Annotated in this window: 11 protein-coding genes; 7 read left to right on the plus strand and 4 right to left on the minus strand. The window is 72.3% G+C overall.

Annotated features, from left to right (window positions below; translation table 11 throughout):
- Window positions 1-45: 45 nt before the first annotated feature.
- On the plus strand, window positions 46-2,754 hold the full coding sequence (locus ER308_RS08285; RefSeq protein ID WP_205745969.1) for a cell wall-binding repeat-containing protein: 2,709 nt from the start codon (window positions 46-48) through the stop codon (window positions 2,752-2,754).
- A 111-nt stretch (window positions 2,755-2,865) separates the two neighbouring features.
- Here ER308_RS08285 and ER308_RS08290 read toward each other — a convergent pair whose 3' ends face one another.
- From ER308_RS08290 to ER308_RS08305, 4 genes are all read right to left on the minus strand, one after another.
- Window positions 2,866-3,852 carry a Gfo/Idh/MocA family protein gene (locus tag ER308_RS08290; RefSeq protein WP_131154545.1) on the minus strand — a complete coding sequence of 329 codons (987 nt, stop codon included), beginning with the start codon at window positions 3,850-3,852 and terminating at the stop codon, window positions 2,866-2,868.
- 28 nt (window positions 3,853-3,880) lie between these two features.
- On the minus strand, window positions 3,881-5,827 hold the full coding sequence (locus ER308_RS08295; protein WP_131154546.1) for a glycoside hydrolase family 3 protein: 1,947 nt from the start codon (window positions 5,825-5,827) through the stop codon (window positions 3,881-3,883).
- Window positions 5,824-6,600: a phosphate/phosphite/phosphonate ABC transporter substrate-binding protein gene (locus ER308_RS08300; protein ID WP_131154547.1), complete on the minus strand. Its 777-nt coding sequence runs from the start codon at window positions 6,598-6,600 to the stop codon at window positions 5,824-5,826. Before ER308_RS08300 ends, ER308_RS08295 begins: the two co-directional genes overlap by 4 nt.
- 141 nt (window positions 6,601-6,741) lie before the next feature.
- Window positions 6,742-8,241 (minus strand): methyl-accepting chemotaxis protein, encoded by a 1,500-nt coding sequence (locus ER308_RS08305; RefSeq protein ID WP_165491913.1) that lies wholly within the window; start codon window positions 8,239-8,241, stop codon window positions 6,742-6,744.
- Between the two features lie 435 nt (window positions 8,242-8,676).
- Here ER308_RS08305 and ER308_RS08310 point away from each other — a divergent pair, with 435 nt between their 5' ends.
- The 6 genes from ER308_RS08310 (at window position 8,677) to ER308_RS08335 (ending at window position 16,012) form a co-directional block, all read left to right on the plus strand.
- A complete protein-coding gene (locus ER308_RS08310) occupies window positions 8,677-9,843 on the plus strand; it encodes a Na/Pi symporter (RefSeq protein WP_165491914.1) in 1,167 nt (388 codons plus the stop codon).
- Between the two features lie 11 nt (window positions 9,844-9,854).
- The gene (locus ER308_RS08315; protein WP_131154549.1) at window positions 9,855-10,517 is read left to right on the plus strand and encodes a PhoU domain-containing protein; all 663 of its coding nucleotides are present in this window, start codon (window positions 9,855-9,857) and stop codon (window positions 10,515-10,517) included.
- 127 nt (window positions 10,518-10,644) lie between these two features.
- Complete coding sequence (locus ER308_RS08320) at window positions 10,645-11,775, plus strand: Lrp/AsnC family transcriptional regulator (RefSeq protein ID WP_131154550.1); 1,131 nt, start codon at window positions 10,645-10,647, stop codon at window positions 11,773-11,775.
- A gap of 315 nt (window positions 11,776-12,090) precedes the next feature.
- Window positions 12,091-12,810, plus strand: a complete 720-nt coding sequence (locus ER308_RS08325) for a PIG-L deacetylase family protein (RefSeq protein WP_131154551.1) — start codon at window positions 12,091-12,093, stop codon at window positions 12,808-12,810.
- A gap of 196 nt (window positions 12,811-13,006) precedes the next feature.
- On the plus strand, window positions 13,007-14,380 hold the full coding sequence (locus ER308_RS08330) for a sensor domain-containing diguanylate cyclase (RefSeq protein ID WP_131154552.1): 1,374 nt from the start codon (window positions 13,007-13,009) through the stop codon (window positions 14,378-14,380).
- 114 nt (window positions 14,381-14,494) lie between these two features.
- Window positions 14,495-16,012, plus strand: a complete 1,518-nt coding sequence (locus ER308_RS08335) for a xylulokinase (protein WP_131154553.1) — start codon at window positions 14,495-14,497, stop codon at window positions 16,010-16,012.
- Window positions 16,013-16,118 lie beyond the last annotated feature (106 nt).

Below are 16,118 nucleotides of genomic sequence, written 5' to 3' on the forward strand. Positions count from 1 at the left end.
TCCGTGATGCGTGTGCCGCGCAACCGTCCGCAAGGAGGGCGCACCGTGTTCTCGAAGTGGCGACGAACGCTTCTGACGGCCGCGCTCGGAGGTGTCGCGGTCGCCGGCGTGGCGACCGCGGCCGTGCTCGCCGACGCCGACCACGAGGAGGCTGACGCTCCCGACGTCGCCGAGGGTTCCGCGACGGCTGAGGAGGAGCCCCCTCCGACGAAGAGCATCGGGTTCTACGTCGGCAGCGACCTCACCGATGACGGCTCGACGCTGCTCGGCGGGTTCGGCCACGAGCCCTCGAGCCACTGGCTCGAGATCATCCCGCGTCAGGAGCACCCGGCGGGCTCGACCACCCAGGTGGGGGTCACCGAGGACGCCCGGATCCCGGGTGAGCTCATCGAGATCCCCCAGGCCGAGGAGACCAACAAGTACATCTCCTCGCTCTACTCCGAGTTCGCCGGCTTTCCCCCGCCGCTGACCAACGGCGGACTCAACGACCAGGGCGTGGCCGCCCGCGACATCTGGTCGCCCTCGCGGCCCGAGATCGAGGAGATCGCCGAGGAGGAGGAGCCTCAGGAGGGCCCGCAGTACTCCGACCTCGCGCGTGCGGCCATGGAGCGGGCCTCCACTGCCGAGGAGGCCGTCGACATCGTCGGCGGGCTCATGGAGGAGCACGGCTACTCGACCTACGGCGGCAACTCGCACCTGTTCGCCGACGAGGACGAGGGCTGGGTGTTCATCAACTACGCCCATCCCGACGGGGAGCTCTGGGCCGCCGAGCGACTCGGCTCGGACGAGGTCCGCGTCTCCTACCCGGGCTACATCCGCGACTTTCCGGCCGACCACGAGGACGATCCGGACTTCAAGGCCTCGGACGAGCTCGTCGATTTCGCCGTCGATCAGGGCTGGTACGACCCCGCCGAGGACGGCGAGACCCTCGACCTGCTCGAGGTGTTCGGCGTGGGGCAGTTCCCCGCCGACGACGACGAGGAGGAGGACTACGTCGCCCCGACCTTCTACCAGGACGCCCGCGACCCCGAGGAACGCGAGGAGGAGGTCCGGGACCTGATCGACGAGCGGGGCGACATCAGCCTCGAGGACATGCTGGCGCTGGTCCGCGACCCGCGTTGGTCGACCGATCACGCCGGCTACGGGCAGGTCGCGCACCTGCGGCCCGACACCCACGAGGAGCTGCAGACCCTCTGGACCGCGACGACCAGCTCGGTCACCACGCCGTACGTGCCGATCCCGATCGGCGCCGAGGAGGTGCCGCCGGAGTTCCGCCAGCACCGCTACATGACCTCGGGCTCCCCCTCCGACTTCCTGAGCGACGACTACCAGGCGCAGGAGGGCACCCGGTACGGCACCCGCGAGTTCAAGCGGCTGATGTACCTGGCCTGCGAGGAGCCGGGCGAGTTCTACACGGACGTCACCGGGGAGATCGAGGACTTCGAGCTGGACCTGCTCGCCGAGCGTGACGAGCTCGAGAGCCAGGCCCGCGAGCTGTTCGACGCTGGCGATGCCGAGGCCGCCCGCGAGCTGCTCACCGAGAACGTCGGGGAGCGGCTGCTCGAGAGCATGGACCTCGCGATGGCGCTCAGCGACGAGGTCGAGGACGACCTGCGAACGAACTGGGACATCCGCGAGCCCGAGGGCGAGGAGTTCGAGGGCGACCGCAGCGAGACGACCCCGCCGGCCAGCCAGGACATGGGCGGCCCGGGCACCGAGATGGTCAACTGCTACGACGACGACCTGCACGCGGACTATCCGCGTACGCACGGCGCCTACACCGACGTGGCACCCGATCCGGTCGACCGCATCAGCGGGGACGACCGGATCGAGACCGCGCTCGAGCTCGCCCGCACGTTCGACGCGTCCGACGAGGTGGTGATCGGGCGCGCGGACGACTACGCGGACGCCCTCGCCGGCGGACCGCTGGCCGCGGCCGGGCAGGCCCCGCTCCTGCTGACACCGCAGGACGGCCTGCGGGAGGACGTCGCCACCGAGATCGACCGGCTCCGCGCGGACACCGCGCACGTGCTCGGTGGCGAGGCCGCGTTGAGCGAAGAGGTCGAGGGGGAGCTCGAGGACGCCGGTATCACGACCATCGAGCGCCACGAGGGTGAGAACCGGTTCGCGACGACGGCGGCGGTCGCCGACGCACTCGACACCGACGTCGACACGGTCTTCCTCGTCGAGGGCGACCATCCCGATCCCGACCGCGGGTGGCCGGACGCCGTCAGCGTCTCCACCCTCGCGGCGTACGAGCAGCAGCCGATCCTCCTCGCGCTGCAGGACCACCTGCCCGAGGGGACCGAGGCGGCGCTCGAGGCGCTCGACCCCGACGAAGTCGTCGTGGTCGGCGGCTCGGCGGCCGTCTCGGACGAGGTCGCGGCCGAGGCGGAGCGAATCGTCGGCGATCTCGATCGCCTGTCGGGCGAGAACCGCTACGAGACCTCCGCGGCGGTCGCCGATCGGGCGGCGGAGGCCGGCATCGCCGACGACCACGCCTGGGTGGCCAGCGGCCACGGCTGGGCGGACTCGTTGGCGGCGGCACCCGTCGCCGGTGCGACCACCGAGGCCGGGACGGCTCCGACCGGCAACCTGCTGCTCGTCGACGGCGGCAGCCTGGATGCCTCCCCCGCAACCCGGGGCTGGGTCGCCGACCGCTCGGAGACCCTCGACGGGCTCACTGCCGTCGGTGGCACGGCCGCCATCGACGACGCGGTCCTCGAGGAGTTGGGCGCACTGCTCGAGGAGTAGTCGGTTCCCCATCCGGGGCTCGTGGCACCGGCCACGGGCCCCGGCCCGCCGGGTTCGGCGCGGCACCGCTCGCCGCGAGCGGTCTCGAGGCCCCACGAGCCCCCGGGGCCTTCACTGCGCGGCAGCCACGATCCGCTCGAGCACCCGCATGTTCGCGACCCCGTCCCCGGCGGGGATCGGCACCCCGGTGCCGTCCAGAACCGCTCGGGCGAACCGCTCACCCTGGACGGTGTACGGGCTCACCCCCGCGAACTCGAACGTCTCCGGCGTCTCGAGCGCCGGCAGCCCCTTGCCCGTGGAGAGATGGACCCGCGTCGGGCGGTCGGGCGGGATGTTGAACGGGAGCTCGACGTGGATGCGTCCCTCGGTGCCGTGGATCGTCACGTACTGGTCCGGCTTCGCGCGCGTCGAGCAGGTGAGCGTGGCGACCCCGTCGTCGTCGAAGCACAACACCGCACTCGTCGTGGTGTCCACGCCGAGCGCGGGCTCGGTGATCATGGCGCCCTCCACGTCGCTCGGCTCGGCACCGAAGAGCATCCGCGCGACGTTCACCCCGTAACAGCCGAGGTCGAGCAGAGCGCCGCCGCCGGCCTCGGCGATGTTGCGGATGTTGGCGGGGTCGTCGTTGTAGTACGAGAACCAGGTGTGCACCGCCTGCAATGCCCCGATCCGCCCCGAGGCCACGAGGTCTCGGGCCCGCTCCCAGCTGGGGTGCAGGCGGTACATGAACGCTTCCATGAACGTGACGCCGGCCGCGTGCGCCTCGTCCACCATCCGCTGGGCGTCGGCGGAGGTCAGCGCGAGGGGCTTCTCGCAGAGCACGTGCTTGCCGGCCCGGGCGGCGGCGATCGCCCACTCACCGTGCAGATGGTTGGGCAGCGGGATGTAGACGGCGTCGACCTCGGCGTCGGCGAGCAGGTCCGCGTACGTGCCGTGGTCTCGTGGGATCCCGAGACGGGACGCCGCCTCGCGGGCCGTTCCCGGGTCCCGCGACGTGATCGCGACGACCTCGCAGTCGCGCGCGTGCCCAAGGGCGGGCACGACCTTCTCGGTCGCGATCCTGGCGGTCCCCATCACACCCCATCGCAGTGCGGCCACGGTGTCTCCTCGGTTCGCGGTGGCGTTCTCAGTCGCAGTCGGCCAGGGCGGCTCCGTCGCCGACGGCGTGCGCACCCACCGGGACGGGCAGCCGGCCGGGGGCCTCGCCACCGCGGAGGACCTCGGCCGCCGCCGTCATCGCCGCGCGGCCCCGGTCGTAGGTCGCCAGGTGCACGTCGGCGTCGGTCACGGTGGCGTCGTAGGGCTCCGCGGAGGCGACGGCGACGACGCTCGTGTCCGATTCGGCGAGGCGGGCGCCGAGTTGCTGCTGACCGGTCGACCGCCACGCCGAGGTCGTGACCTGTACCACCAGGTCCGCGTCGACCGCGGCCGACACGGCGTCGGCGATCTGATCGGCGCTCGGTTGCTGGTCGGTGGGCACCGCCGCGATCGACGCCCCGTCCGTGTCGAGCAGCGGCGCGAGTTCCTCCACCCCGCCGTCGCGCGGCCCCACGACCGCGACGGCCTCGCCCTCGGCGAACGGCAGGACGTCGCAGGCCGCCTCGATCGCGGTGACGGCGGCACGCGCGACCTCCTCGGACAGGCCGGTGTGTTCGTCGACGCCGACCGCGCCGTCGGGGATCGGGGCCCGCGCGGCCCGGTCGTCACCGAGAAGCCCCAGCTCGGCCTTCCAGATCAGCACCCGGCGCACTGATGCATCGAGCCGGTCCTCGTCCAGGGCGCCGGTCTCGACGGCGTCGATCAACCCCGCCCGCACGTCGGGGAGGTCCGGTGGCATGAGCAGGACGTCGACCCCGGCCTCCAGGGCCTCGAGGGCGACCTCGGCCGGCTCACCGCGGCCGGTGATGCCCTCCATGTCGAGCGCATCGGTCACGACCACACCGTCGAAGCCCAGATCCTCGCGCAGCAACCCGTCGATCATCGCGGGGGACACCGTCGCCGGCCGGCCCTCGTCGTCGAAGGCCGGAACGGCCAAGTGTCCGGGCATCACCGCCCCGACCCCCGCCTCGATCGCCTCGCGGAACGGCGGCAGCGCCACCGCTCGGAGCGCCTCCTCCGCGTCGTCGACGGTCGGGAGCGCCTCGTGGCTGTCCACGTCCACGCTGCCGTGCCCCGGGAAGTGCTTGGCGGTCGCTCCCACCCCGCCGTCGTCGAGGCCACGTACCTGCGCGGCCACCATCCGACCGACCAGCTCGGGCTCCGCGCCGACCGAGCGCACCCCGATCACCGGGTTCGTGGGCTCGGTGTTGACGTCGGCCGTGGGGGCGAGCGTGACATTGATCCCGACCGCGCGCAGCTCGACCGCGGCCGCCCGGGCACTCTCCTCGGCCAGCGCCACGTCGTCGGCGGCACCGAGCGCCATCGGACCGGGCATGCGCGTGAACGGCTCAGGGGTCCGGGTGATGAACCCGTGCTCCTGATCGGTGGCCACGAGCAACGGCACCCCGGTGGCTTCGGTCGCGGCCTCCTGCAACCCGTCGGACAGCGTCGCGACCTGTTCGGGCCCCTGGATGTTGCCGAGCTCGGGATCGGGCTCGTCGTCGACCCCGGCGTACGTGAAATAGATGACGCCACCCAGGTCGTGGCGCGCCACGACCTCCGCGGGTGTGGGCGCGCCGAAGCGGGCCGCGTTCTCGGCCGCCGCCGGTGCGCTCACCTCGGTGGGGTGATCGCCCCGCACGTCGGCGACCAGCAGCTGGCCGACCTTCTGCTCCCACGACAGACGCTCGAGGACCCGCTCGGCCTGCGCGACCGCGTCCCCGGCCGGCTCATCGGGCGTGCCCTCGGCCTCCTCGTCAGCGTCGCCCGTCGCCGTCCCGTTCGTGGGGTCATGCTGCGGCTCGTCGTCGAGGGTGGGACGGTCCGGTGCCGGGTCGCCCGTCGCCTCCTCCCGCTCGTCGGGGCTGGATCGACCGGGAGCGTCACCGGGAGGCTCGGCCTCGCAGCCGAGCAGCACGAGGCCAGCCACAGCGAACACCCAACCCGCGGCCACCCCGCGGCGGTGCCCGGTCACGGAGCCTCGAGCGCCGGACGAACGGTCCGCACCCCGGCGTAGGTCTCGTCGGCGACCCGCCCGAAGCCGGCGAGGCCCGCGTCGGTCAGCGCGGAGCCCCCTCGTAGGGCGAGCATCGCGACGGCGAGGGCGTCGCGCTCGGCCGCGGTCAGGGCAGGACCCGCCACCATCGGCTGCGTGGGATGCGGCCCCAGCACGCCCACGCAACGCAGCCCGTCGCGGGGCCGCAGACCGTCGTGGGCGCCCCGCCGGACCTGTGCGTCGATCGCAGCGGCATCGGCCTCCCCCGCCTCGACCATGGCCATGGACCGCTCGTGACTCCCGGAGAACACCGTGCGTGCGCGGGGCAGGAACTCGGTGATCGCGTGGTAACCGCTCTGCGAGCAGGGATCGTTCGCCGCCCAGGTCGCGTCCGCGAGGTCCTCGACCGAGCCGGCGGGATGCTCCGGGCGCACCACGACCTCGGAGACGTGCCGGGCCACGCCTGCGCTGCGCGGGTCGCTCGGCACGGGCGCGACCCCGACCAGGGAGACGGGGACCGCTCCGTGCCGCAGCCAACGGTAGGAGGGTGCGCACACGAACCCGATGTCGGCCCCGTACGACGTGAACGGCACGCCGTCAGGGCCGGGCCCGGACCGGCTGGCGTCGAAGTGCAGTTCCACCGGGCGGTCGAGCGTGCGCGCGACCACGGACGCGAGACGTTCGAACAGCCATACCGGACCCGCGGGCACGAGGTAGCTCACCATCCGCAATGGAGCGCCGGGGCGATGCATGCGGCTAGCTTGACCGATAAGCGCGCCGGTCGCAGCCCCGACCAGTCACCGGGGCACGCCCGAGGGGCCGGGACGCCGAGAGGGGGGACGTTCCTCCCCGCCCCTCTCGGGCGTGTCGCGCGGCGACGCGGCTCGGCGCGGCTAGCGGTGCGAGCCGGTGCCGCTGAGCTGCGAGTCGTCGGACTGTCCCCAGCCGCCGCGCTCGGCGGAGTGCGACTCCTGCGGGGAGCGGCTGTCGGTTCCCACCGCCCGATGGGCCGCGGCGCCGGCGCCCGAACGATCAACCGACTCACCGGCCTGCCCCTCGACCACCTCTCGCAGCTCGGCGGACAGCGCGGTCAGGTGCTGCGCCGTCGAGTGGGTCCGGTTCGCCGATGCCGCAGTGCTCTCGGCGGCCTCCGCCACGCTCGCGATATTCGACGCGATCTGGCTGGAGCCCTCGCTCGCCTCGTTGACGCTGCGCGCGATCTCGTTGGTGGTCGCGCTCTGCTCCTCCACCGAGGAGGCGATCGTCTGGGAGATCTCGGCGACCTGGTCGATTACCTCGCTGATCTGCTCGATCGCCGTCACGGCGGACGAGGAGTCGGTCTGGATCGTCGTGATGCGCTGCGAGATGTCGTCGGTCGCCTGCGACGTCTGCTGCGCCAGCTCCTTCACCTCGTTGGCCACCACGGCGAAGCCCTTGCCCGCCTCCCCGGCGCGCGCGGCCTCGATCGTCGCGTTGAGGGCGAGGAGGTTCGTCTGCTCCGCGATCGAGTTGATCACCTCGATGACCTTGCCGATCTCGGCCGACGACTCGCCCAGCTGCGAGACGGTCTGGTTCGCCTGCTGGGCGGACTCGACGGCCCGGCCGGTCACCTTGTTCGCCTCGTCGGTGTTCTGGCTGATCTCCTGCACCGTCGAGGTCATCTCCTCGACCGCGGTGGCGACCGTCGCGACGTTCTGGCTCACCTGCTCGCCCGCCGCGGCGACCACATTGGCCTGGCTCGCGGTCTCCTCGGCCGCCGAGCTCATCTCGGTCGACACCCCGCTCAACTCGTCGGCGGACTCGGCGAGCCCCTCCGCGGACGACCCGACCTGCCGGGTGATCTGGCGGGTCACGAGGACGGCCAGCGCCCCCACGATCAGCAGCGCGATGAGGATCCCGACGAGGATCTGGGTCTGCGCCTGCGCCGCCTCGGCGTTCGCGTCGTCCCGGCGCTGCTCCATCAGCTGGTCGCGCTCGCCCATGAGCGCCGCGTACTCGGCCTCGACGACGTCCATGTTGTCGTCCACCTCGCCCTGGGCGGCGAACTCCTGCGCGGCCTCGGAACCGTCGGCCTCGGACGTCTCGAGGATCCCGTCGAGCAGGGTGAAGTGCTGCTCGGTCCGGGGTCGTACGTCGGTCACGAACGCCTGCACCTCGTCGACCTGGGTGATGTCGGCGACCGTGTCGAGGTGCTCGAACGCGGCTTCCTGGGTCCCCCCGTAGGTTTCGAGCTCGCCGGCGTCGCCGGTGATGAGGTACTCGAACACCGCAGCCTCGCCTTCGCTCATCGCGGCGATGTAGCGGTCGAGCTCGGCGTTGATGGCCGCCGTCCTCTCCAGATCGGTGGCGGCCTCGTCGAGGTCAGCGATGGCGTCATACGCAACCCACCCCATTGCTAGGAGGCCAACGACGGCCACCCCGAACGATGCGAACAGCTTGAACTTGAGCGACGCGCGCTTGAACCGGGATAGCACAGTGGTCCCCCTGGAATCGGATGGTTCTTGCTCGGCCGACGAGGGTCCGCGAACCGCCCGGCCTGGTGTCCTGCGCGAGGCGCCGGGTCCGGTCAACGACACCCGCCACGGTCCCTTCGCGCAGCCTGTTCTCCCGCCGGTCGACCCGACGGACGACGAGATAAGGGCCCGAACTACTGGCGTCCCGGTCGCATCGAGTGCCGCTCGAGCTCCGAAGCGCACCCGATGGCCGAGAACGGCCGGGGCCGGCGTTCGCAAGTAGTGGCGTCAGCGCACTATCCTCCCGCCGGCCGGACTTCCCCGCGACCGCCACGCCGGCGGAGAGCCTCACCGACGCCACGGAGTAGTCGCCGCGTGCCCTCGGTCCCGGACGACCCCTCACCACGGCCGGCGCGCGCCCGCGTCACCGGAATGTCGCGCGGCGAGCGGCTTCTGCGCCTCCTGCTGCTCGTCGCCCTGCTCTACCTCTTCCTGCTGGCAGTGGACACGCTGGGCAACGGGATCGCCGGCTTCGGGGAGGGCTTCACCGACCAGCTGTTCCGCGGCATCGGCAACCCCGCGGTCGGCCTGCTGGTCGGCGTGCTCGCCACCGTGCTCGCGCAGTCGTCCTCGGTGACCACCGCCACCCTCGTCGGGCTCGTCGCGAGCGGCGTGGTCGGCGTCGACGAGGCGGTGCCGGTGATCATGGGCGCCAACGTCGGCACGACCATCACCAACACGCTCGCGTCGTTGGGAAGCATTCGCCGCACCGAGGAGTTCCGCCGCGCCTTCACCGGCGCGACGATGCACGATGTGTTCAACCTGGCCAGCATCGTCATCCTTCTCCCGGTGGAGCTCCTGACGGGTCTGCTCTCGCGCACGGCCGTGTTCCTGAGCGACTTCGTCGGCGACGCGCAGACCGGCGAGTTCGAGAGCCCCGTGCGCGCGGTGGTGGCCGGGGTCGGCGAACAGATCGAGGCGGGAGTCAATGCCCTCGCGCCGGGGGACCTCGTCGCCGCCGGCACCCTGCTCGTGCTCGGGTTGGGCCTGATCTTCGGCACGCTCTACTCGATCACGAGGAACATGCGCGTGGTGATGGCGGGCACCGCGGAACGCTGGCTGAACGCGGTGCTCGGCCGGGCCGGCACGCTCGCGATCCTGATCGGCATCGTGCTCACGGTCGCGGTGCAGTCCTCCAGCATCGCGACCGCCCTGCTCATCCCGATGATCGCCGCGGGCGTGCTCCGGCTCGACCATGCCTATCCGGTAACTCTGGGGGCGAACCTCGGCACGACGGTGAGCGCCCTGCTGGCCGCGCTCGCCGTCCCCGGGATCGCGGGGCTGCAGATCGCCCTCGTGCATCTCGCGTTCAACGTCGTCGGCCTCTTGCTGTTCTGGCCGATCCCGCCGCTGCGCCGCATTCCCCTGCGCGCGGCCCGTTGGATGGGCGACCAGGCGGTCAAACGGCGGAGCACCGTGCTCGCGTACGTGATCCTGCTCTTCTATGTCGTGCCATTCGTCGGCATCCTCGTACTCCGCTGACTGGAGGCGCCATGTTCCGCTGGCTGCGTGGAAGCTCCGATGGCCTCGCCGAGGTCGAGGAGGCCTTCAAGGAGATGCTCGCCGACGGCCGTCGGGTCTTCGACCTGGCCTTCGACGCGCGACTGGGCGAGGCCGCTCCCGAGAGCATCAAGAGCGAGCTCGAGGCCACCGAGGAGCGCACCGACGAGGCCGAACGCCGGATCCGGCGCCTCCTGCTCACCCACGCGAGCGTGCAGGGCGGCGCGAACATCTCCGCCTGCCTGCTCTACATGAGCGTCGCCAAGGACGCGGAGCGGGTCGCCGACCTGTCCAAGAACGTGTTCGGGATCGCCGACACGGTCGGCACGCAGCCTCACAGCGAGCTGTTCGACGAGCTCGCGAGGCTGCGGGCCGAGGTCTCGCCCATGATCACCGACGCGGCGCGGATCTTCGCCGAGGAGCGCACGGAGGAGGCCGAACGATTCCTGGAACGGGCTCGGGGACTCCAGGGAGACTGCCGCCGCCGCATCGACGACTTGCTGCTCGAGCGCGTCGCCGTGCCTCAGCCCGCGGCGACCGCGATGACCTACCGTCAGCTGTCGCGGGTGCTCGCGAACCTGCTCAACATCGTCTCCGCCGTGGTGATGCCCCTCGATCAGCTGGACTACCCGCACCGGGCCCCCGGCGAGGAGTAGCAGCGGCGTCACGACGCGATGGCCGCCGACGCGACCCCGCCGGCTCGATTCCCCCGTGGCTCCCGCGCAACGCGGCCGAGGCGTCGGCGGTCGGGAGCCGACCGTGGCTGCGACCTACACTCGCGGCATGGCTCCGACAACCATCCCCGCGCACGTCGACGACCCCGTCAACGCGAAGATCCTCGCGGTCTCCGAGGATCGCGTGCAGGGATTCCACCGCGAGCCCCTGCGCACGATCGCCGAGCAGTCGGAGGTCGAGCTCGACACGGTGATCACCCGCATCGCCGCGATGCTGCGAGAGGGCACGATCCGCCGGGTGCGCCAGACGCTGATGTCGACGAGCCTCGCTCCGGGGGCGCTCGTGGCGTGGCGACTTCCCGGGGAGCGGATCAAACCCGCCTTCGAGTTCATGTTCCGCGAGGACCCCTTCAGCGGGCACGTCGTGACGCGGAGCACCGACCGTGACACCCCCGGCAGCGACTACAAGCTCTGGACCACGCTGAAGGTGCCGCGACCGTACGACATGGAGGCGCACTGTCGGTATCTCGCCGAGCGGACCGGCGCCACGGCGTACAAGCTCCTGCCGGCGAAGAAGCTGTTCGCGCTCGGCGTCGGCCACGTGCGTCGCCGCGAGATCGAGCCCGGCGACCGGACCGATGAACCGGGTCGGGTGCTCGACACCGAGGTGGTGGACCTGACCGAGCGCGAATGGCGGGTCCTGACCGCCCTCAAGCGCGAGTTCGAGCCCGAGGAGCTGCGACCCGACCCGTGGGCGCCGCGCGCCCAGGAGGCGGGCGAAACGCTCGAGGACTTCTGCGCGATCGCCGAGGACCTCACGGAGCGCAACATCGTCGGGAGGTTCTCGACTTTCCTCGAGCACTACAAGCAGCACCGCGACGGCACGCGCGTGACCCGCTACAACGCCCTGTTCCACTGGCGCGTGCCCGAAGGCGCCGAGATCCGCGCGGGCCAAGAGGTCGGGCGCCACCACTGCATGACCCATGCCTACTGGCGCGAGGGCGGCCCCGAGTTCGCCGGGGTGAACATCATGGGCGTGTCGCACGGCACCGAGAAGGACCGGGTGCTAGCGCACAAGGCGGCGATCGACGAGCATCTGGAAGCCGTCGGGATCCCGGTCGAGTACACCAACGTGTTCTGGGGCGGGCGCAGCGAGATCAAGCCGAGCGAGGTCAGCCCGTTCGCCTATCGTGACTGGTGCCTCCAGCGTGGCCTCGACCCCGAGGCGATGCGCGCTTGACCGGCCGCCCGACCGAACCCCCGGCCGCCCAACCTGACCTCGACACCCGACCGAACCCCCGGCCGCCCAACCTGACCTCGACACCCGACCGAACCCCCGGCCGCCCAACCTGCGCCGACTCGTGGTGCGGTTACCCGCGTCGGCGCGGGTAACCGCACCACGGGCCAGGAGCGGCCGTCGACCCGCCGCGCACCGCCCCGCCCGCGGTACGCGCACCCGCGCCGGCGCAGGTAACCGTACGGCGGTGAGGCCAACCGGCGAGTGGCGCGGGTAACCGCACCACGATCTCACCTTCGACGGCGCAAGGAGGGGCGTATGACCAGTCCGGAACTGGAGGAGTTCGACGGCGACATCGGCCGTGTCCTCGCGATCGCCGCCCACCCCGACGACCTGGAGTACGGGCCCGCGGCCGCCGTCGCGCGGTGGACCCGCTCCGGCCACGAGGTCGTGTATCTGCTCGCCACCCGCGGCGAGGCGGGCATCGACAGCGTGAGTCCCGACGAGGCCGGGCCGCTCCGCAGCGCCGAGCAGCAGCGCAGCGCCGCGGTGGTCAGCGTCGACCGCGTCGAGTTCCTCGACCATCCCGACGGGACCCTCGTCCACGGCCCGGAACTGCGGCGAGACCTCGTCGCAGCGATCCGACGGGAGCGTCCCGACACCGTCATCACGGTCAACCACCGCGAAACGTGGGGCCCTCCGGGCGCACTGAACTCGGCCGACCACCGCGCGCTCGGCGCCGCGGTTCTCGACGCGGTCCAGGACGCGGGCAACCGCTGGATCTTCCCTGGCGTCGGGGGCCACCCTCACGCGGTTCGCCGGGCGATGGTCGCCGGTAGCCCCCACGCGCGCCACGCGATCGACGTGAGCGGCACGGTCGACGCTGCGGTGGCGTCCCTCGCCGAGCACCGCGCCTACCTCGAAGGGCTCGGGGACCATCCCATGGCCGACCCGGAGTTCCTGCGCTGGGTGCTCGCCGATGCGGGCGCCCGCGCCGGCCGCGACGCGGCCGTGGCCATCGAGCTCTTCGAGTTCTGAACCGCATCGGACCGAGGCGCGGCGAACACGACACGTGCCGGGTCGACGGCTTCGTCACGGTTCGTCGGGGCGTCACGCTCAAGTTCGCCGTCGACGCGACGACCGGTGGGGTGCAAGCAGCTGGCGGGACACGTCGCGCTCGCTGAGCACTCGGCAACGGCCGTGCCCTCAGCGGTGACGCGAGGAGCGGGGAGCCGTGCAGCAGGAGCTCGAACCCGAACGCGCTCGAGAGCGGGAGCAACCGCCCGATGATGCGAAGCCCGAGGCCGTCGACCCCTCGGTGGCCACGTTCGAGCGGTTGTGGGAGATCCTGCAGATCGCCCCGATCGGGGTCGGCATCGTCAATCTCGACGGGCACGTCGTCCTCAGCAACACCGCCCTGCGCGCGATGCTCGGCTACTCGGAGGCCGAGTTCGCCGCCATGCACTTCGACGACTACTCGCACCCCGACGACACCGTCCGCAACCGCGAACTCGTCAGCGAGATGCTGGCCGGCCACCGCGAGCGCTTCCACATGGACAAGCGCTTCTACGCGCGCGACGGCTCCGAACTGTGGTGCCGGCTGACGGTCTCGCTCCTGCGGGACGATGACGGACACCCGGCCCTGCACGTGGGGATGCTCGAGAACGTCACCGAGCAGCGGCGGCTCGAGCAGCAACTCGAGGAGGCCGAGGCCACCTACCGGCTGCTGGTCGAACGCTCCCCCGGCGTCGTCTACGTGGCGCCCCTCGCACCCCATCGGCCCTGCAAGTACGTGAGCCCCCAGGTCCAGATCCTGCTCGGGTTCACCCCTGACGAGTGGCTCGAGCAGCCCGACCTGTGGCTCGCCCGCGTCCATCCCGACGACCGTGCGGCGGTCCACGACGCGTGGCTGGAGCGCGCCGGACGTCCCTCGACGGAGCCGACGACCATCCGCTACCGGATGCATCGGCGCGAGGGCGACGAGGTGTGGGTGCGCGACGAGTTCGCGGTCGAGCACGACCGCGAGGGCGAACTCGTCGCGCACGGGGTCATGGCCGACGTCACGCGCGAGAAGCGGCTCGAGGACGCGCTGGAGCACCAGGCGTTCCACGACTCGCTCACCGGGCTGCCGAACCGCAAGCTCTTCGAGGAGCGCATCAGCAGCTGCCTCGGGCGCGGCCCCCGGGGGGACCGGCCGCGGGGCGTGGTCGCGTTCTTCGACCTCGATGACTTCAAGAGCATCAACGACGGGCACGGGCACGCCCTCGGCGACGAGCTGCTCTGCTCGGTGGCCGATCGGATCCGCCACACCATCCGGCCCGGCGACACCGCGGCGCGGCTCGGTGGGGACGAGTTCGTGGTCCTCCTCGAGGGGGTCGAGTCGGTGGAGGACGGCAAGGCCGCGGCCCGTAGGGCGTCGAGCGAGTTGCAGCGCCCGCACCACCTCTCGCAAGGCGTGTTCCGGATCTCGGCCAGCGTCGGGGTCGCGTTGCTCGAAGGAACCTCGTCCGATGCCGCGCTGCGCTCGGCCGACCTCGCGATGTACCACGCCAAGCACGCGGGCAAGGGCCAGGTGGTGGGCCCGGGCGAGCAGCCGGTGCCGGACTGACGAGGCGCGCCGACGCGTTCGCGGGAATCGGCCGGGCCCGACGTTCGGTCCCGTCACCTTCGATGCGCCACCGTGGAGCGGTCGCGGCGCCGGAGCAGGCGTATCGTCGGAGATGTGGACATCACGGGAACCCCGGGCGAGACGGGCGCTCACGATGCGGCAGAACGGGTGCTCGCGCTCGACCTGGGGACCGGTTCGGTGAAGGCGGGCGTGATGGGCCCCGACGGGCGACTCGGCGAGACCGCCGCCCGTGACTATCCGCTGCTCACACCCGGCGAGGACCGTGCCGAGGCCGATCCGGCGCGTTGGTGGGCCGCCACCCGCGAGGTCGTACGCGAACTGCGCGCCCTGCCGAGCGACCCCCTCGACGATCTCTCGGGCGTCGCCATCGCGGGACAGATGCACGGCGTCGTCCTCGCCGACGGACAGGGGACACCCCTACGCCCCGCCGTCCTGTGGCCCGACCGGCGGGCACAGCAGCAGCTGACCCGGTACCGCGAGGCGGACGATGCCGCGTTGCGACGCCTCGGCAACCCGCTCGTTCCCGGGATGATGGGGCCCATCCTCTCGTCACTCCGGGCCGACGAACCGGAGGTCGTCGCCCGGGCTCGATGGGCGCTGAGCCCGAAGGACTGGCTGCGCACCCGGTTGACCGGACCCGAGGGCGTCGACGGCCCGTGCGCGGAGCCGAGCGACGCCTCCGCCACGCTCTTGTGGGACCTCGAAGCCGACGACTGGCACGACGAGATCGTCGAACTGCTCGCGCTGCCGCGAGGGCTGCTACCCCCGATCGTGAGGTCCGAGCGCATCGTCGGCCGCCTGACCACGAGCGCGGCCGCCGAGCTCCAGCTCATCCCGGACACGCCCGTGATCGCCGGCGCGGCGGACACTGCCGCAGCGCTTCGGGGCGCCGACACGCCGCCGGGAGCGTTGCAGTTGGGAATCGGCACCGGGGCGCAGTGGGTCCGGCCGCTCGACGGCGCCACCGTCGACACCCGGACGCTCGAGCCCGAGCAGGGTCTGCACTGCTATCGCGCGGCCGGCGAGGGTTGGTACGCCATGGCCGCGGTCCAGAACGCCGGACTCGCGTTCGAGTGGGCCTGGGAGGTCCTCGACGCGGGCTGGGACGAGGCCCACCGAGCGCTCGAGGCGACCGAGCCCGGGGCGCAGGGGGTGGTGTTCCTGCCGTTCCTCACCGGCGAGCGCACACCCCACCTGGATCCGGGGTTGCGCGCGGCCTGGCTCGGCGCGGGGCGCGCGCATCGGCGCGCACACCTGCTGCGGGCGGTGTTCGAGGGTGTGGCCTTCGCCATCCGCGCCGCGCGCGACGCGCTCGATGGGCCCGCCCGGGACGCGCCCGTGCGGCTGGTCGGTGGCGGCACCACCGAGCCCCGGTGGCAGGCCCTCCTCGCGGACGTCCTCGACACCGAGGTGCAGGTCGTCGACGAGCCCGAGGCCACGCTCCGCGGCGCCGGCCTCCTGGCGCTGTCCGCGCTGGAGGGCGAAGCGGGCCCGGGTCCGTCCCCCCTCCGGCCGCGGGCGACGCAGCGACCGGGTCCGAACGCGCCCGCCTACCAGGCCGCGTTCACGCACTACACCGAGCGCGTCCACGCGTCGCGCGGCGCGGGGTGACCGCCCGGCCGGGACGAGCGCGGCGCGGGGTGACCGCGCCCGGTCGGGACGGCGTGAACCGCACCGGGGCCCTCGTTCGTACACCCCGTGGCACCGAAGCCGAACG

This window comes from Egibacter rhizosphaerae (genome assembly GCF_004322855.1).
Lineage (GTDB): Bacteria > Actinomycetota > Nitriliruptoria > Euzebyales > Egibacteraceae > Egibacter > Egibacter rhizosphaerae.